Source organism: Pseudomonas sp. St29, assembly GCF_001547915.1.
Taxonomy (GTDB): domain Bacteria; phylum Pseudomonadota; class Gammaproteobacteria; order Pseudomonadales; family Pseudomonadaceae; genus Aquipseudomonas.
In genome coordinates this window covers 3894080-3912967 of the sequence record NZ_AP014628.1, presented here as the reverse complement: position 1 = coordinate 3912967, position 18888 = coordinate 3894080, and the positions used below count along the sequence as shown (strand labels likewise).

General features: G+C 55.5%; 14 protein-coding genes and 1 pseudogene. 8 read left to right on the top strand and 7 right to left on the bottom strand.

The window, feature by feature from the left end:
- The first annotated feature begins 35 nt into the window (after nt 1-35).
- From PST29_RS17380 to PST29_RS17355, 6 genes are all read left to right on the top strand, one after another.
- Nucleotides 36-554 carry a phage regulatory CII family protein gene (locus tag PST29_RS17380; protein WP_060843849.1) on the top strand — a complete coding sequence of 173 codons (519 nt, stop codon included), beginning with the start codon at nt 36-38 and terminating at the stop codon, nt 552-554.
- Complete coding sequence (locus tag PST29_RS17375; protein WP_008080171.1) at nt 547-771, top strand: TraR/DksA family transcriptional regulator; 225 nt, start codon at nt 547-549, stop codon at nt 769-771. The genes PST29_RS17380 and PST29_RS17375 overlap by 8 nt, the downstream gene beginning before the upstream one ends.
- Nucleotides 761-2980 (top strand): VapE domain-containing protein, encoded by a 2220-nt coding sequence (locus PST29_RS17370; protein ID WP_060843848.1) that lies wholly within the window; start codon nt 761-763, stop codon nt 2978-2980. The genes PST29_RS17375 and PST29_RS17370 overlap by 11 nt, the downstream gene beginning before the upstream one ends.
- Nucleotides 2973-3332, top strand: coding sequence for a PA0613 family protein (locus PST29_RS17365; protein ID WP_060843847.1), 360 nt, complete (start codon nt 2973-2975; stop codon nt 3330-3332). The genes PST29_RS17370 and PST29_RS17365 overlap by 8 nt, the downstream gene beginning before the upstream one ends.
- Before the next feature lie 539 nt (nt 3333-3871).
- Complete coding sequence (locus PST29_RS17360; RefSeq protein WP_060843846.1) at nt 3872-4204, top strand: phage holin family protein; 333 nt, start codon at nt 3872-3874, stop codon at nt 4202-4204.
- Between the two features lie 747 nt (nt 4205-4951).
- Nucleotides 4952-5551, top strand: coding sequence for a hypothetical protein (locus PST29_RS17355; RefSeq protein ID WP_060843845.1), 600 nt, complete (start codon nt 4952-4954; stop codon nt 5549-5551).
- Nucleotides 5552-6123: 572 nt separating this feature from the next.
- Here PST29_RS17355 and PST29_RS17350 read toward each other — a convergent pair.
- From PST29_RS17350 to PST29_RS31100, 3 genes are all read right to left on the bottom strand, one after another.
- Complete coding sequence (locus tag PST29_RS17350; RefSeq protein ID WP_060843844.1) at nt 6124-7902, bottom strand: sensor domain-containing phosphodiesterase; 1779 nt, start codon at nt 7900-7902, stop codon at nt 6124-6126.
- Between the two features lie 425 nt (nt 7903-8327).
- On the bottom strand, nt 8328-10322 hold the full coding sequence (locus PST29_RS17345) for a TonB-dependent receptor (RefSeq protein ID WP_232513267.1): 1995 nt from the start codon (nt 10320-10322) through the stop codon (nt 8328-8330).
- A 192-nt stretch (nt 10323-10514) separates the two neighbouring features.
- Nucleotides 10515-10895: a DUF2946 family protein gene (locus tag PST29_RS31100; protein WP_269768366.1), complete on the bottom strand. Its 381-nt coding sequence runs from the start codon at nt 10893-10895 to the stop codon at nt 10515-10517.
- 285 nt (nt 10896-11180) lie between these two features.
- On the opposite strand from PST29_RS31100, the gene PST29_RS17340 reads away from it, so the two are divergent.
- Entirely contained in the window at nt 11181-12308 is a 1128-nt protein-coding gene (locus tag PST29_RS17340; protein ID WP_060843843.1) for a GGDEF domain-containing protein, read from the top strand.
- Nucleotides 12309-12561: 253 nt separating this feature from the next.
- Here the strand turns inward: PST29_RS17340 and PST29_RS17335 are convergent, their stop codons facing one another.
- On the bottom strand, nt 12562-12861 hold the full coding sequence (locus PST29_RS17335) for a hypothetical protein (protein WP_060843842.1): 300 nt from the start codon (nt 12859-12861) through the stop codon (nt 12562-12564).
- A 384-nt stretch (nt 12862-13245) separates the two neighbouring features.
- Here PST29_RS17335 and PST29_RS17330 point away from each other — a divergent pair, with 384 nt between their 5' ends.
- Nucleotides 13246-14232, top strand: coding sequence for a TerC family protein (locus tag PST29_RS17330; RefSeq protein ID WP_060843841.1), 987 nt, complete (start codon nt 13246-13248; stop codon nt 14230-14232).
- Between the two features lie 234 nt (nt 14233-14466).
- On the opposite strand, the pseudogene PST29_RS31090 reads toward PST29_RS17330, so the two are convergent.
- The 3 genes and pseudogenes from PST29_RS31090 to PST29_RS17320 all read right to left on the bottom strand — a co-directional run.
- Nucleotides 14467-14871 (bottom strand): annotated as a pseudogene (locus tag PST29_RS31090) (transposase); the annotation flags it as partial.
- 201 nt (nt 14872-15072) lie between these two features.
- Entirely contained in the window at nt 15073-17928 is a 2856-nt protein-coding gene (locus PST29_RS17325; protein ID WP_060843840.1) for a hybrid sensor histidine kinase/response regulator, read from the bottom strand.
- A gap of 61 nt (nt 17929-17989) precedes the next feature.
- Entirely contained in the window at nt 17990-18631 is a 642-nt protein-coding gene (locus PST29_RS17320; protein WP_060843839.1) for a response regulator, read from the bottom strand.
- Between the last annotated feature and the right edge of the window lie 257 nt (nt 18632-18888).

The window sequence follows — 18888 nt, the reverse complement described above, 5'->3', positions numbered from 1 at the left end:
GTCGCGCGGCACTGGCAACTTTTAGGATTAATGCCATGAGCCGAATTGCTCTCAGTTCTCTGGAACGGGCGCAGCGGGAAATCCTGCCGCTCGATTTAGCGCTGTACCACGCCGCTCGCGATTACCCGGGCGGCGCTGCTGCCATCGCAGCCACGACCGGTCGTAACCCGACCACGCTGCAGCACAAACTGTCGCCGACTCATCCGAGCCACTCCATCAACATTCAGGAGTTCGGTGAGATCCTCGAACTGACTAAGGATCGCCGCGTTCTGGATGCGGTGCATGCGCTGGTCGGCGACACGATCTGGCAGGAGCTGGCCGACACCTACACCAACGACATGCCCGAGACCCTTACCACGGGTATCGCCGAATACTTCCGCCAAGTCGCTGATCTGGCCGAGACCTGGGCCAAGAGCATCGGCGACGGTGTGGTGACTGATCAGGAACTGGCGGCGATTCGTCTGCAAGTGTTCCGGGGCATTCAAGGGCTGCTGGGGTTGTTCAACCGCGCCACCTACGTCAACCAGACGACGCGAGGTGCTGACTGTGGCTGACATCGCCGATTTCGCCAACGATCTGGTGCAGGAACGCATCGATCAGGCCATGGCGGCGCGTAGCGCTGCCAAAGCCGAAAGCGCTGCCCATTCCTTGCTGTTCTGTGAAGCCTGCGACGATCCGATTCCGGAAGCTCGTCGTTTGGCTCAGCCGGGTTGCTCTCAGTGCATCAGCTGTCAGTCCCTCTCTGAACGGGGGATTCAGCATGCTCGATGAGGTATTGGGCCAATTCGCCGATTACGGTCTGGAGCCAGCGCAGCCGCTGGTGTTCGGCAAGCTGACCCGCTGCAAGACTTCGCAGGACAAGGGCAAGGAAAAGAACGGCTGGTACGTGGTCCACGAGCAGCGCACGGAGAAGGGCGACACTTTGATCTTCGGCGCTTTCGGTGACTGGCGTTCGGGCGAGACGCAGAAGATCAAGGTCAAGGCCGGTCGCATGTCTCCGGAAGAGCGCGAAGTGATGCGCGCCCGCCAGGAAGAAGCCAAACGCCGCGCCGCCGAAATCGCGAATAACGCTGCGCGGCGGGCCGCGAAAAGGGCGCAGGGTTTGTTCGAGCGCATGCCGACCATCGGGCGCAGCGACTACCTGGACCGCAAACAGATCGTCGGCATCAATGTGCGTTACGCGCCACGCACCGGCGCCGTGCTGGTCCCAATGAAGAACGCCCGTGATCAGATCATGGGCCTTCAGGTGATCTTCCCGAACAAGCAGGAAGACACCGGCCGCGACAAATCCTACTGGCCTTACGGGATGGCGAAGGAGGGCACCTTTCACCTGCTCGGTCCGCATCCGGTACCGGGCGAACCGGTGCTGGTCTGTGAGGGTTACGCCACCGGCGCTAGCCTGCACATGGCGACATCGCTCGCGGTGGCCGTGGCCTTCGATGCGGGCAACCTGCTGGCCGTGTGCAAGGTCATGCGCGAGCGCTTTGCCGGCTGCCCGCTGATCATCTGCCGCGACGATGACTGGAAGACCACCAAGCCCAACGGCGATGCCTGGAATCCAGGTGAGGAAAAAGCGAGCAACGCCGCGCTGATCGTCGGTGCCCAGGTCGTTGCGCCGATCTTCTCGGTCGAGCGTCACGACAAGTGGACCGACTTCAACGACCTGCACGTCGCCGAAGGCCTCGACGCGGTTCGCCGCCAAGTGCTCGCGGTGGTCCGTCCACCAGCGGCTGGTGGCTGGAAAGATCAGCTGGCCCGCAGCGAGAGCGGCGCTCTGATCGCGCACATGCAGAACGTCGAACTGATCCTCGCCCATGACGAACGCTGGGCCGGGGTGATCAGCTACTGCGCCTTCAGCTCGAAGATCGTCAAGCTGCGGGCTGCTCCTTATGGCGGTGGTACCGGCGAGTGGGCCGACATCGACGACGTGCGCGTGATGAAGTGGCTCGCGCAGCAGTACAACCTGCGTGTGAAGTCCTCGCACGTCATCGAAGCCGTCAGTGTGGTGGCTCACGACCACGCTTTCCACCCGGTGCGCGAGTACCTGAAAAAACTGGAATGGGATCGTGTGCCGCGCCTGGAGCGTTGGTTGACCGATGTCATGGGTGTGAAGGCAACCGACTACACCTCGAAGGTCGGCAAGCGCTGGATGATCTCGGCCGTGGCGCGGGTGATGAAACCCGGCTGCAAGGCCGACTCGGTGATGATCCTCGAAGGCGTACAAGGCGCCGGTAAGTCCACCGCCATGAGCGTGCTCGGCGGTGAGTGGTTTATGGATACGCCTTTCGCCCTCGGTGACAAGGACGGCTTTCAGGCGATTCGTGGAAAGTGGATTGTCGAGCTCGGCGAGCTGGACAGCTTCAACAAGGCCGAGAGCACCAAGGCCAAACAATTCTTCTCCGCGTCGACCGATACCTACCGCGAAAGCTATGGCCGTAGAACCCTGGACGTGCCACGCCAGTGTGTTTTCGTCGGCACCACGAACCAGGACGAGTACCTCAAGGACGCCACCGGCAACCGCCGCTATTGGCCGGTCGCCTGTACCAAGGTTGACGTGCCGTTGCTGCGCGAGATCCGCGATCAGCTGTGGGCCGAAGCGGTGTTCTGCTTCGAGGCCGGTGACCTCTGGTGGGTGACCCGTGAGGAGGCGCCGATGTTCAGCGAGGAGCAGGACGAACGTTTTGTGGTGGATGAATGGGAAACACCGATCCTGACCTGGCTCGAAGAGTCGCAGATCGGCGAGACCACCACCGGCAGTGAGGTGATGAGTCAGGCGCTCAAGCTCGATCCCGGTCATTGGGGCAAACCGGAGCAGATGCGCGTGGGTGCGATTCTGCATCGACTGGGCTGGCGACGTTTCCGTCTGGGCGCCTTGAGCAAAAGCGGCCAGCGGCCTTGGGCGTACAAGAAACCGGAGGGTTGGGGCAGGGCGCCTGCGCTGGAACAACCTGAGTTTGAGGAGCCGTGCTTCGATGATTAAAGCGATCGACATGGCCCTCAAGCAATGGGCGCAGGAACTGCACAGCGATGAGGTGGCCGCTGGTTACTCGGGCGGCAACATGGTTGCGATGATGATGGAGAGCGGTGGTCAGCTCTTGCGCGGCAGGCGCGGGAGCAGGGTGCCGCTGGAAGCCTCACTGGACATCGAGCGCATCGTCAAGAAACGCCTCGATCCCGAGTTGATGTCGGTGGTCCAGGTGCATTACTTCCAGCCTGATGCGCCTTTGACTGCGCGCCTGGCTCAGAGTGGCTGCACACGTAACCTCTACTACCAGCGCCTGCATGACGCCCACATCGTGGTCGAGCACTTCCTCCTGGGGGAAGCGGCTTGATCGTGGGCATTACTCTGGCTCATGCCGTCCCACCGGCCTGCCTCCGTCCCACTGCTTTTTGCAGTAGTGGGACGGGCGCAGGCCCCGTCGTTGTTGGGCTGTCCCACCGTCCCACCTTTTTCATGCCTCCCGCCCGTGTATGCGTAGCGGGCATCAATGCGCGTGTTCACGCGCACGCGTGTTTTTAAATATTCTCTCTATACACGAGAAAGTAGAAGTAAAAGTAGGACGGTGGGGCAAAGCCCCAATCTGCGGGGCTTTCGGACGTCCCACCTAGTTTTAGAGAGGTGGGACGCATGGGACGCCGCTAAAACACCAGAAGCAAAAGCCAGCCTGGTTGAGATATTCACCGACATTCGCCAGCCGTTCACCGGGCGTCACCCACACATTCACCGGATGGCATTAAAACGGTCTTGCTACCACCAGAATCGAGCTGTAAAAAGGGGCCATCTTCGATGGGTGCGACCGCAAAGCGCGGCAGGCCACCCACCACCTGACCCGGCCATAGCGCCGGGTCTTTTTGTTTAAGGGGCAGGGCAATGACGAACGAGCAACAGGCACTGGCAGAGATGCCTATCTGGTTGGTGATTGCCTTGTCCCTGGCTGGCGGTGTGTCTGGCGAGATGTGGCGCGCTGACAAGGATGGGGCGCGAGGCTGGGCATTGTTGCGCCGCCTCGCACTTCGCTCCGGCGCCTGCATCGTCTGCGGCGTGTCGGCGATGATGTTGCTGTTCGGTGCTGGCCTGTCGATCTGGACAGCGGGCGCCCTGGGTTGCCTGACCGCGATGGCCGGCGCCGATGTCGCCATCGGCTTGTACGAACGCTGGGTGGCCAAGCGGCTGGACCTGAGCGAGGCCGAACCGAAAGCATGAGCCGGGCAGGCCGGGTAGGGCGCCGATTTTTACGGGTCCTCCCCGAGGGCCGCCCCCTACACGGGTTATCGAACTCGCGGAATCTCTCTAGCTGAAACCTTTGCAGGGATGTCCGTCTTTCCAAAGGATCGGGGGGCAGTGTATGGGAACCAAACGTCGAGCTTAAAGACTGCCCACGTGCGTGACGCTCAAGGACGAGAGATTTTCGCGTGATTTTAGGAATGGTCTGATAGAGCGACGCTTAAGATTCCGTGAAAATGTGCATTTTGAATTTCAAGCAACTCATCAACTAAGAGCACGTCGATGAAACCTTTACGCGACATTCAGAATTTACAGCTAAGACTTATCGAATCTGCTTCAGTTAACGAGAGTTGCGCTGCTGACCTGTTAAGCATCTTGCGCAAACTCTCGGCTGCTGAAGCCAAAAGCGTTCTTGAAATAATCAGTTTGCTACAACATGAGGCTGACACGCTTCATAAGCTATCCAAGGATTTTACGGCTCAGCGATATAGGGCAATTTTTTAAAAACTTGCATTGGTCAGTTTATCTAAAAAATACTTATGAGGTGCCGGGAACGCAAGAGTTACCAAATAAGCTCCTGAGTGCCGGGGACCCTGAGTCCTCCCAAAGGATACGGGGTCGGAAACCCGCGGGATCGTGTTAGTGGGAGGCTCGCCAGGTTACTGAAATTTCAATCCACTGAAATCTTGAAAGAATTCATTGAAAAGCCACTGAAAAGGAGGGCTTATGAGCACAGCTACGTACCTGTCAAAGAGCGCCTTCGCCGCACACATTGGCCGGTCACCGAGCTACATCACTTGGCTTAAGGAAAATGGTCGACTGGTCTTGTCTCCAAATGGCAAGCAAGTCGACGTGCTAGCCACCGAGGCGTTGATTCGCGATACCGCCGATCCCAGCAAGGCTGCCGTCGCTGCTCGCCACCAACAGGAGCGGCTTCAGCGTGATGTGTACAGTCACGTTGCAGCTCAATCCGAGCCGACTAACATGGCTGCGCCGCCGCCCGCTGATCCTACGCAAGGGCAGACCCTGGACTTTCAGAAGGCACGAGCGCATCGCGAGCATTATCTAGCGCGGATGGCTGAAATGGAGTTTCGCAAGGCGCAGGGAGAGCTGGTGGAAATCAGCTTTGTGCAAAAGGCCGCTTACGAAACGGCACGTGCGCTCAATCATTCGCTGATGAGCCTGTCGCCGCAATTGGCGCCACAACTCGCCGCACTGTCTGACCCATGGGAAGTGGAACGTCAGCTGAACGCTGCATTACGTCAACGGCTCGACGAAGCGGCTCAAGTGTCCAGCGACGATTTCGGCGTCGTATTGAGCGAGTGATAATGAGAAAAAAACAGGGAGCTGAATCTGCTGGTAGCGTGTATCAGTTTGTCTGCTACCGGCCAGAAGAAGATATCTAAATACTGCACTTGTAATATTCCCAACAGAAATATTTTCACCATAAGCAGGCGGTCGTGATCTGTTGTCTCTAACGATTGGCAGAACTAAACCGATAACTACAGATGACCAACGCTGGCGTTCAAACCAATATTGGGGTCATTCCCGAACTGCAATCGCTGTATCTGCCGAGCAGGCTTCGGAGTGGCGCGCGGCAGGTATCGAGGGCAAGCGCTCCGTCACAGTGCTCCCGACTATCTGGTACGACGTAACTACTTTGGACAACGATGGCAATCCAGAGTCGACCCGCTACTGCTGGGGTTCATGCACACGTCAGGCGTTAGATGACTAAGTGAATGAAGCGCAGACTTTTGCATAGAAACTGCTTGATGCAGAGGGGTTGATTTAAACGTTGCTGCATAGCTCATTGTTGTCGCAGCGAAGAGAGATGAGTGTTATCTGACTAGGCTTTTCTAGGGCGGGAGCTAAGCCTGCTTCCCGCCTGATCATTCCACTTATCTAGAGTCGGTGTTGAAGCCACCTTGTTCCAGCCATTTCTCCAACAAATCTGCCTTCAGAGGCTTGGTGATCAGGTACCCTTGAGCCTCTGAACAACCCCAACGAGTAATGATCTCAAGGATGCTGTCGGTCTCCACTCCTTCTGCGACGACTCGATACCCCAGGCCCTTGGCAAGCTCGATTAACGTCTTGACTAATCGTTTGTCTTTTTCGTTTGTGCTGAGGTTGCTAATCAGTGACTGGTCGAGTTTTACCGTATTTATCGGAAGCTGCCGCAAGTATGTCCAGTTACTATAGCCAGTACCAAAGTCATCCACGGAAATCTCAATTCCTAGTTCGCGCACTTGCTCCAGTTGTTTGATAACTAGCTGTGGGTCTGACATGAGCATGCTTTCAGTGAATTCAAGTTCAATGCTTTCTGGGTAAAGGTCGCCGTTTTGTATGTGTTCTATTATTTTTTCAACAAGCTTCGAGTTTTCAAGGTCGCTGACGGTTACGTTCATGGCTACTCTTAACTCAATGCCTCTTGCCCTCCAGTTTTTTGTTTGGGTTACTACTGCATCAAGTACCCAAAATGTTATCGACTGCATTAATGCAGTTTTTACGGCGAGAGGGATAAATTCCGCCGGACTAATCGGGCCTAGTGTCGGATGATTCCATCGAATCAATGCTTCTACGCTTCCACACGTGAGGGTGTGCAAATTGACTTTTGGATGGAACACTAGGCTCAGTTGTTCGGTAGATCGAACTGCATCCGGGAGAGAACTCAGTAGCGCAAACGCACGTTGCTGGGCTGCATCCAGCTCAGCCTGATAAAGTGCCCATCCCAAGTTCCGAGCTCTCGCGTCATCAGCTGCACCAACTACCAGGCGCAGCCAATCCCTTTCTTCTGCATCGACAATTTCCAAAACGCCTATGCCTGTCTGCATCAGTATCGGAATGCCTTGACATTCAACCGGCGTTTCAAAGCTCGAAAGAATTCTTAAGCACTGATCCTCAACAGGTTCGATAGCGTTGAGAAGAAATCCAAAGCGAGTAGGGCTGATTTTGTATAAAAGGTAATTTTTTGGTAATAAAGAAAGGAGTCGAGCCTTTACATTAAGCATTAGCAATTGTGAAAAGCTATAGCCAAGTGCTTTCACTACATCATTCAAAAACTTTGGCGAGATAACATCTACCGCATATAGATTATGTGGTACACCGCTTGAGTTCGCTTGGCGAATATCTTCTTCGAGTCGGAGCCGGTTAAATAGTCCAGTAGGCTGGTCGATATAGTTGCGGGAGCGTAAGCCCATAATCTGCATGACGACCAGTTGGGCAAAATATACGAGCATTCCTGCGTCTCGCTCGCTCATGGGTGCTCTTGGCGAAGTGTCAATTACGCATAGATTGCCCAAAGAGAACCCGTCACTAGTGAGAAGTGGAGCGCTAGCGTAATAGCGAATGAAGGGGGAGCCGGTTACCAGAGGGTTATCTTTGAAGCGATGGTCATTACGCGCATCCAGGATCTCCACAGGCTTGCAGTCGCGGAGTGTGTGGGCGCAGAACGAAATGTTCCGTGGTGTTGCGCGTTGTTCGAGACCTATCCGAGCCCTGAACCATTGTTCGTGCTTGTCAACAATCGAAATCAATGCGATCGGGACATTGAAGTACTCCGATGTCATTGAAATAATCTTTTCGAAGACTTCGTTATCTTGGTCATTTTGCGGGCAAAGGTCCGCAACGCGTCTCAGGCGTTCAGTTTCGTAGTCAGGGATAGGAGAGTCTGCGTCCATGATTAACCTCGTACAACACGGCGTTATGCTTAGACGTTATCAGATCGCTAATGGGACGTCATTTGCCTCCGAGTCTATAAAACCTATAGACGAAATCTAGGGGCATCGGCGGCTATCTGGGGGGGCCATCCAAGTGATGACGGTCTTGTAATCCTCAGCGCTGCAGTCCATGCACACCTCAACACCCTCCGAGAAAACCACACGTAACTCCCGCGGCGCCGCGACCGTTCTATCGGCAGTCCAGGTTTCAGACTTCAGCTGGGCATGTGCCAATACTGATGTGGCAGTATGAAGCGATGCCAGCAACGCGGCGGCTAGTATTTTTTGGGAAAATGAGCAGGCATCGGTAACGCCTCTGGTCACATGACTCATCGGTAGGTTTGTACTGAATGGCCGGGGCCCATGAGCCCCGGCGAACATTTACTTTAGAAATCAAGTGTCACGCCGGTATAGAGCGCGCGTCCGTCACCCGGTGAGTGCAAAGAAGCCTGTGCACCGTCCGGGTCATACCAGACGTATTCATAATAGCGGTTGGTGAGGTTCTTTAATTGAAGATCGACGCTGACTGACTCGCTTACCTTGTACGTGGCACCCAGGTTCATCAACACGTAACCACCGTAAGTCCCCTTTGTGTTTTCCCGCTCCAGGTAGTAGTTGGTCTGGCCGTTCATCCATGCCGTCAACTGCAAAGCAGGCGTAATGGCATACCTGATACCCGCGTTGTAGAGGTGATGTGGGATGTGGTCGATTTCCTGCCCTTTGCTATTGGGCAATGTCGCACTCGGCTGAAGAATTTTCGAGTATTGCCAAGAGTAGGCCATCCAGATATTGGTGCGATCGTCAGGGGACAGGTTCATTTGTAAGTCGTAGCCCCAGCGCCGTGTTTCACCGACGTTGTCCGATTCTCCGCTTGGGTCGTTGAGGCGACGACTGACTTCACCCGACGCCTCCTGCTGCCAATAGGCGACACGGCCATCGATCCAGTCGGCGGGGGTGAACTTGATCCCGGTTTCCCAGCCTTCATTGATGGATGGCGCGAGATCCGAGTCTCTCGGCGGAATCTTGTATGCCGCCGCGCCTGTACCCACCTGGAAAGTTCTGCCCCAGTTCGCATAGAAGCTGGCGAGGTCCCAAGGGGAGTAGACCATGCTGAGTTTGGGTTGCTTGATCAGCCCGTAATCGTTGATGTTGTAATCCCGTTCGGTCACTTCATTGGTGAAATCGCCCTGAATCTTGTCGACCCGATACGCCGGGACAATCTTCAAGGATTCGAATGGCTTGATTTCAGCCTGCATGTAGGCACCGTAAGTATCGAAGTCGAACTGCTGATCACGGGTCTGCGCCAGGCGTACCCTGTTGCTGGTTTTGTAGCGTTCGCTCTTGTTGTTTTGCTGCTGCATGTCAGCACCACCTTCCAGAGCGAAGTCGTATAGCCAGATGACTTCCGGGCGCCAAGTCAGCGAGGTGAGGGCACCGTACTGTTTTTCATAACTGTCGCGCTCTTGCTGGGCGCTGGTACGCCAATACTGGGTCCAACGTCGATCGTCGAAGGTGTTGACGTAAGTTTTCGCCGACCAGGCGAGCGTATCGGCCAGGTCAGTGTCGAAATGCAGGCTGACCTGATTCATCCGCCGCGTGCCTTTGTCCGTCGCGTTGTAGCTGTTCGTCATGGTCGGATGATGACGGGCATCGTCCTCGGTCAGGTAACCCGGCTCCTGCGCTTCGGTTTCATAGTGCCGGGCAATCAAGCCAATGCGATAGCTGTCATCGTCCGGCGTGTAGAACCACTTCCCAGACATAGAAAACTTGTCGGTGTCGGCGTGATCACGGTAGCCATCGGATTTCTGGTAAGCAAAAAAGTAATTTTGCGTCCAGTTACTGCTTTCTATGCCCTTGGCGAGTTGGGTCTCTTGGGTGTTAAAACTGCCGTAACTAATCCGTGCCTTAGTGTAGTCACCGCCGGTACGGGTCAGCATGTTGACGTTGCCGGCAATGTTATTCAGACCGTAGCGCGCATCACTGGTACCTCGGACAACCTCAATGCTATCCAGCTCCATGGGGAAAATCATGTCTATGAACGGCATGTTGCCGTCGTTGCTGTTGCTCGGAATCCCGTCGATCAACAGTTTGACGGCATTCACTTCGCCTTCGCCGTTAAAGCCACGGAAGGAGATTTTCCCTGAGGTCGTGCCCTGGTTGAACTCCGTTAGCATCACGCCCGGGGCACGGCTAAACAGTTCCCAACTGTAGTTGACCGGCATTTTTTCAAGGATATCGCCACCGAGAATGTCCACGGAACTGAGCACACTGCTGGTGCTCAATGGCCCGCTGGCGGTGCCCTGAACGTTCACGGTACCCAATGTCAGTGTGGAGGATTCGGTTTTTGCGGTGTCAGCCAACACTAAAGATAAAGGGGTCATGGCAAACACGCCGAGCGACAGCATCGGGGCGAGGGAACGAGACACAGATAATTTATTTACGTGCAGCAAAGTAAACAGAGCGGGCATAACGCGCACTTCCTGATAACCAAGAGACTTCAAGGCGTTCAGCGACTACAGCGGAGACGCTGACAATAAAGTTGAAGACAGCGTCGAGCTTGACGCTATTGACGATCAGGCGAAGGGAGAGGCACGAGGGCTCAAGCTTGGCCAGCGGACCCTGGGATGCAGTGTTGGCAGCTCTGGGTTTTCAAATAGCTGGTCAGGTATATAGCGCGGAAGAAAGTGTCTGTAGAAGTTCGAGGGCAGAGCTGTTAAGCCAACGTGCTGACAACAGCAATCCCCATGCTGCATCAGTTTGTTGGATGTAGCAGGATTGAACGGGTCGATCAGTTTTTTGAAATCTGCCGGTAATACTTTAGAGGTGCCTGCGGAACAGAACCCACCCCACAGCATTAGCTGCGTGTCCGGCATCTGCGTTGTCTGGCTCAACGACAACGCCAACATATTCAGCAGCAGTGCCAGACAAATGGACAGGGAAGTAATACGTTTCAAGGAGGCATGAGCCAGGTCGGCGAAGAGGTGCGCATTAAGCCGCAAATCACGGAATAATTTAAAGTCACATTGGTGTGCCATTTCGCCACAGGTTAGGAGCGTTCGGGGGAGAATAAAGCGGACGAAGATGAGGCTTGATTCTCTCCCTTTACCGAGTGTCTCGTACGGAGTCCTCCGCTGAGAATGTCGTTCTGAAAAATTAAAGATTTCCCGGTTCTTGGTTGTCTCGCTGATGGCGAGATGCCATATTTCGCCCTATCGATTCAACATGCTCAGGCGGTTTAAATGGATGATTTTGAGCTTGGCAGTGATCAGGGCTCGGAAATAGCCGGACAAGTTCGAATCGAACGCTTGCAGCTGTTATTTCGGCAATCCGGTGCTGCTGTTTTCGGTAGTTATATGGCAGCCGTCATTCTTTGCTGGCTGTGCTGGGATCGATTTGACCACGCTGTGGTGGCCGGGTGGATCGCCTTGCTGACGGCGTCCACGTTGCTACGTATTTTGATGTTCATCAGCTATTTTCGTAGCCCCATCAGTGAGCGCACACCAAAGCGTTGGGAGCGCAGATACTGGTGCACGCTTGTGTTATCCGCAGGAGTTTGGGGAGCAGGTGCGCTCGCGGTGATACCGGCCGAGGATTTGTTGGCTCAGGCGATGGTCATGCTCTTTACGGTCGGGATGTCTGTAAGTGCCGTGTCGTGTTACACGGCATACAGGAACATGACGATGGTCTCGATCGGGCTGGTTTTAATGCCGTGTTCGACGTGGCTGTTGTTTCAGTCCTCAACCTTTCAGGTTGGCATGGCCCTCGCTGTTTTCGTTTTCGCATCGTTCGTGGCCAGCGCCACACGCAAAATGTCAGAGGCTCTGGAAACAGCGTTTCGCTTGGCCCGAGAGCTGGAACTGGAAAACAGGCTTTCTGTCAGAGCGGCTCGAACTGATGAACTGACCGGCCTGAAGAATCGACGGACGTTCTTCGATGATGCACACCAAATTTTTCGTGAATGCAAAAGTCAAGGCTCCGCGCTTTGCGCCGTAATGCTCGACATGGACCACTTCAAGCATATCAACGACTCGTACGGTCACCAGGTTGGAGATCAGGTGCTGCGCCAGGTGGGGGCGGTCATCACCGCGTCAGTTCGTGAAACCGACGTTCATGGCAGACTGGGAGGGGAGGAGTTCGCTATTTTGCTGCCTCACACCAAACTTGATGTCGCCTTGAGCATTGCGCAAGAACTGATCCAGGCCATCGCCAGATTGGAAGCAGAGCCGGCCGAACGAATAACGGCCAGCCTTGGCCTAGCATCATTGGATTACACCGATGAAAGCATTTACACCTTGATGAACAATGCTGACAGGGCGTTATACAAAGCAAAGTCCTATGGACGCAATCAAGTGGCTGTCGCTGAATAATTGCTCAAATCTTTGAATTTCATCGTAAGCCCGTTCAGCGGCTGCTTTTGGCCGTTTTTATTCTTTAGCGAAAGGCCGAATTCGCCAAAATTTCTGCTGGAATCACATCATGGGATTCATTCGACTTCGGTTATCACCAACCGGTTTTCTAGCTATTTCCCTCACTTGTAGCTGCTAAGCATGATGAATACGACGTTGCCTAGGCGTGGACATGGATACGTCAAAAAAAGCGATACCTAATCCGTTGCCTAGCTCATAGCCGCGCACCTGCCGCCGCGCCTTTACTGGGCTCCACCGAGCCCATGATGGCAATAGAAGATGCCGTTAGGCGGACGCTGAGGGTCAGACCCAGCAAGGCCAGCAACGCAGGCACCACGATGCCGGGTGCATGGAAGTCCGAGAAGGGTAGAAACGCCATGGCTATGGCGGAGAATAACAGTGACGCGCGAGCGACCAAGCGCAAGCCGCATAGGTTGAACAGATAGCCGGCAATAGGACCTCCGACGGCTGCATAGGCATCATGAAGACTACTGCCTGCAAAGCCTGTGGCCATTGAAGATTCTCTTCATCATCTTCTAGGTCTGTAGTTTTGCCACCGTCAATGGCATGCTGGAAAAAATGGCGGAGCATCTAATTTATCGATGCCGGACGGCAACCACCATCTCGGCGACGGGGGCGGCTACTACAGAATGCTAGCGTTCATGGCGCCCATCACGTTGCTACCGTGTGAACGTACGGGGATGAGCCTGATCACGGGCGGTACGTCGATCAACCGATATGCGGCCTTTTGGATAGAAATAACTTGCAACTGTTGAGTGGTTGAGAAACTACACGCTCCTCTTTAAATTTTTAATCACAACGCCGGGCCCCTCTGACAGCGAAACGCTGCCATGTCGGAGTTGCAGTTTGTACAACTTAGACATTAGAGGAGGGGCTCATGACTGCTCTAGAACCGTTCTTTTTTGCCGAGTTTCTCGGCACCGCCACTTGGTTGTGGCTCGTTTTTGTCAGCATCGTTTTGTGCCTTTTAATCTTCGATCTTGGGGTGCTGCACCGTGAGCATCGAGAGATTGGCGTCCGTGAAAGCCTGCTGCTGTCTGCTGGCTATATCACGGCTGGCTTGCTGTTCGGCCTATGGGTCTGGCAGGTCAAGGGCGGTAATGCCGGGATGGATTTTTACACCGGCTTTCTAATCGAGAAATCGTTGTCGATGGATAACGTTTTCCTGATGGCGATGATCTTCAGCTTTCTCTCAATTCCGCGTAAGTATCAGCACGAGGTGCTTTTCTGGGGCATTCTCGGTGTAATAGTGCTGCGCGCTATCATGATTGGCCTGGGTGCAGCGCTGATAGCCGAGTTCAGTTGGATACTCTACGTGTTCGGCATCTTCTTGCTTTTGACCGGGGTAAAGATGCTGTTCAGCAAGATCGATGCCCACCCGGACCTTAGCGAGAACCTGCTGGTGAAGTTCCTGCGCAAACACATGCGGGTAACCGATCGCTTGCATGAAGGACACTTCTTCGTTCGCCAGACCGATGCCAGTGGCAAGTCCGTGGTCTGGGCGACGCCGTTGTTCCTGGCCTTGGTGCTGATCGAGTGTGCCGACCTGGTATTCGCTGTGGACAGCGTGCCGGCGATCTTTGCAATCACCCAAGATCCTTTCATCGTCTACACCTCTAACATTTTCGCCATCCTAGGCCTACGTGCGCTGTATTTCGCTCTGGCTGCGATGATCCACCGTTTCGCCTATCTTAAGTACGCCTTGGCGCTAGTGCTGGTGTTTATCGGCGGCAAGATCTTCATGGTCGGCATTGTCGGCAAGATTCCTGCTGTCTTTTCTCTGAGCGTAACGGTGGCTTTGCTGCTCGGCGGTGTGGTGCTATCGCTTTGGAAAACCCGCAACAAAAACTCCGCTGGCCCGTAGGTCTAGATACCGACAGATGTTAGCCGTCAAACTAAATTATTAAACTTGGCGCAAGGGCTGAGTTTGGAAAATCTATACCACTTATGCTCAAAGCTGATATCGCCCGGGCCCCGAAGTCAAAAGCATCCCGTCAGGATCATGGCAAGCACAGCTGAACAGTTAAGGTGTTGGGGCTCTCTAGCAGACTTATTCAGGGAAAATCTTTTCCGCCGTTCGGGTACCGACACCTGCAGATGCGGACATGCAACGACGCAGCACTTCATTGAACAACCAGCGAAACTGATCGCTGTCCCGAAAACGGCCGTGTCTGTTTTTGGAAAAGGTCGAGTGGTTGGGGACTTCATCTTCAAGGCTTAACCGGCAGAACCAGCGATACGCCAGGTTCAAATGGGCCTCTTCACACAGCCGCCGCTCTGAGCGAATGCCGTAGCAATAGCCTACGATCAGCATGCGGATCATCAGCTCAGGATCAATCGATGGATGCCCGATCGGGCTATAGAAATCGGCGAGGTAATGGCGCAGGTCACTCAGATCGAGACACTGCTCAATGCTGCGCAGAAGATGATTGGCTGGGATGTGATCTTCAAGCTTTAACGAGTGAAACAGCCAATCCTGCCCGCTCGATAACTGTCCCATCATTCTCTGTGATACCCCGCCGGCCAATCAAGCAATTTTGCCGCAGGTCAAACAGGGGAGCTACTTTTTCAACAGAATCGGTCAATAGCAGCCAGTCGCGTCAGGAAGAAAGCGACCCAAAACGAACTCTCAAATCTGACTATGAAACTAGGAGCGATTCAGACCTCTTGAAGCGGTTGGTGCTCAGGACGCTGCAGCGCGGCGTCAGGCCGGAATCAGCGTCCCTAGTTTGCGCAGTAAGCAGTCGGCTTTTTCGGCCAGTGCAGCGGTCAGCGTTTGTTTTGTAATGGCTTCTTCTAGGCTGAAACACTGCTCGGAAATTTCCTCAGCGCCGACGGCCGCGTAGGCGCCGCTCATGCGGTGCAGATACTGGATGAGGGTGTTGCTGTCTGCGCAAGCCAGGGCCGTGCGAGCGGCGGTGATGTCGGCATTCATAGTGTTGAAGAAGAGCGCCTGCATCTGCGGCGAGAATTTGTCGAGTGTCGGCGCCATCAAGGCTGGCTCGGCCACCGTTTTTGCCGCTGCCAGGCCAGTAGGGCAAACTTTCAGTAGCGTGTCGTGCAGGCTGTTCAGGGTAAGGGGTTTGACGATCCAGGCATTCATCCCCATCGACAGGCAGCGCTGGCCTTCATCGCGCAGGGCATTGGCAGTGACGCCTATAATCGGCAGCGTTGCGCCTCGCGCCCTTAACTGCTGAGCCAGTTCGTAGCCGTTTACCACGGGCATGTTGACGTCAGTGATCACTATATCGAACGCTTCTGGCTGCCAGCGTTGCAGGGCCTGGGCGCCGTCCGCGACGCTCACCACTTGCGCGCCCAGGGCCGTCAGTTGTTCTTCCAGGATGACCCGGTTTATTGGGTTGTCTTCGGCAACCAGAATGCGCAGGTGGAAGGACCGTGCGGCTTGCTCGATGCCCATACTCGGGCTGTGTGGGGCCTCGGGTATGACCTTCATCGTCAGTTCGAGGGAGAACTTGCTGCCCAGGCCTAACTCGCTGACTACTCGTAAACGGCCGCCCATCAATTCGCTCAGGCTCGCGCAGATGGAGAGGCCAAGCCCTGCACCGGTTCTTTGGGAGCTGCCGGGCACTTGATAGAACGGTTTGAATAGCCGCGCCTGTTGCGCACGGGAGATGCCGATACCGGTGTCGACCACTTGCCAGCAGAGGGTTGCCTGCTGGTTCTGCTGCTCGATTACAGTGAGCCGCAGGCTGATGCGGCCTACCTCGGTAAACTTCAGCGCGTTGTTGAGCAGGTTGGTGATGATCTGCTTCACGCGCATATGGTCGCCCTCCATGCGCGCGGGCAGGTGTTCGTCGATCTCAATGTCCAGCTGCAGCCCCTTGGCGTTGGCATTGGCACGGATCGCTGCCAGGCAGGTTGTGGCCAGTTCGCGAGGGCTGAAAGGTACCCGCTCCAAGGCAATTTGGCCGGCTTCGATCTTGGACACGTCGAGCACATCCCTGATCAAGCCCGACAGGCTATCAGACGAACTTTGGATAGTCTGCAAATAAGCCCGCTGGCGCGGGTTGAGGTCGGTAAGACCGAGCAATTCGAGGTTGCCAAGCACGCCATAGAGTGGCGTGCGCAGCTCATGACTCATGGTGGCCAAGAACAGCGTTTTCGCTTCACTGGCGTGGTCGGCGTTCTTTTTAGCTTCGGCCAGGGCAGTGTTGTCGGCGTGGTGCTGGGTGATGTCGATAAAGGCGCACAGCAGCACGTCGTCGCCGCGGTAGCGCGAGCGTACAAAGAACGCCTGCAGATAGCGCTCGCCGACCTTCATGCACAGCTCGGCGGACTCGGCTTGGTTTTCGATCAGATCCAGTAATTGGGTGGTGCCGCCCCAGTGTTGGGCGCTCTGGTTTTTCAGGAACACATGTCGATCGTTGCGTCTGACAAGGGACAAGCCGGTGGGTGACGCATCGATGACGTCGCGGATGAAGGTCTGGCTTTCCACCAGGCTCTGATGTGCGTGCTGCGCAGGTAACACGACGCGCGAGCGGTACCAGCGGTTCGCCAGCCAGGTACTGAGGGCGCAGCCCAGCAGGGTGAGCGTGAGCGCCACCAAAGGCCATTTAGCCACACGCAAAAAAGTCGCATAGCTGATGACATAGATGCCGGTCCACGCCTTGCCGTGGTGGGTGGCGACTCTGACGTTGATGCCGTCGAGCGCCAAGCTCAGCCCCTTGGTCAGTTGTTCTTTGCCGTCTGCCTTACCCAGCAGTACCTTGCCGCAGGGGGAGATGAGGGTGAAGCTGTCGTAGAACGAGCGCTCAAGAATCCGCTGCATGTCCTCGATATTATCCATATCCAGGCGTGAGGTCAGAATGCCCTGCAGGTGTTCGGTGGCCGAGGGTAGGAGGGAGTCTGCCAGGTCGATACCGATGGAGGCGATCAGGCGGTCACCATCAGCCGGACTGATTTTTTCCCAAAGAACCTCCGGCTGCCTCAAGGCCGCTTGCTGCGCTGTCAGCCGTTGGTAGATTCCCGCGCTGAGCGGCAAGAAGTTCGCCTGCGTCAGTGGCCTATCCATGCCAGGGTAGTCGGTGGCCGGCAGTGCAATGGAGAACTGGTTGTTGGGGGCGAACAGCAGTATCTGAGGAGCCGTGTATTCAGCGTTGGCCCAGTAGGTGCCGTAGTAGTCTGCCATGCGTACCGCCAAGGCTATGGGCGCGCGCATCTCGGCCAGGCTGTAGCGCGCGTCGAACGCCAAGGTGAAGGGGAGTGAGAGCGCAAACTGCTGACCCTGGTACACCGCCCGTTGAGCATCGCCCGAGCGCGCGTCGAGCTGAATCGCCAGTGGCGTTTCTATCTCTAGGCGCAACGCGTCGCGATAACGTATCGCGATATTGCGCAGAAAGGTTTCATGCTCATGCACATCGGCCATTAGGCGGGCAAAGTGGTAATGGACCTTGTTGTTTTCCTCCTCAAGCAGGCGGGCCATTCCCCTGGTCATGAGCACCATACACGCCAGAGAAAATGCACCGAGCAGTAACACGCCGCGGTTCTGCCTGACTGAGCTGAGGGCTAACTCGCCTATCGAGCGGGTATCGTGTTTCATGAAAAATCCTGGGATTAGCTAACCGTGATGGTTAGTAGCTGGCGCTGATGGTCCGCGTGGGTTAATTAAAGAGCTTGGTCTCGATGCAGTAGGTCAGCAGTTCCATATCGCTGTCGACGCCCAGTTTGCGCATGGCGGCAATCTTCTGCGTGCTCACAGTTTTCTTGCTGCGGCTGAGTTGCCGTGCGATGTCGGTGACGCTCATCCCAGCTAAGAGCAGGCGTACCACTTCCAACTCGCGCGACGAAAGACTGGCGAATAGTGCGTCTGCCGGGGCGGTGTCTTCTGGTTCGGCTGCCTCCGATGTGAGCGGCTGAGGACCGCGGCGGTTGCTCAGCACACTCAAGGCTTGGTCGATCTCTTTCTGCATGTGATTCTTCTGGATGACGCCAACGCCCAGCGCCTCCAGCCGCGCGGCGATCAGGCTGCTGGATAGCATGGTCAGCACCAGAATCTGCGTCGCCGGAAAATGCCTGATGATGTACTCGATCATTTTTAGCCCGTCGCCATACACCTCATCGCCGGGCATGTTGAAATCAGTGATTACGACTTCCGGCTGGTGCTTATGCAGGAGGTCTATCAACTGGCTGGAACTGACTGCCTCCCCGACCAAGACAAAGCGCGCGTCGCGCTCAATGAGGTGGCTCATGCCGAGCAGCACGATTGGGTGGTCATCGGCGATCACGACTTTTAGTGCGGGCATTCTCTGGTTTCCTAGGTTTCGTCGCACGCCGTCGCTCGCAACAATTGATTTCTTGTATGTGTGTGACTTTTTCTGGCGCGGCGAGCCGCTCGAAGTGCGGATTGCTCATCTTACAGACTACGCCACCTGGGCGGTCAGTCTTAAATGTAAGCACACTATTCTGCGATTCTGCTGCCAGAGAGGCGCGCCTTAACAAGGTCGCGGGGGGCAGTGCCATCACGTTGCGATAAGGCACGAGCAAGGCGCAGCGGGTGTTC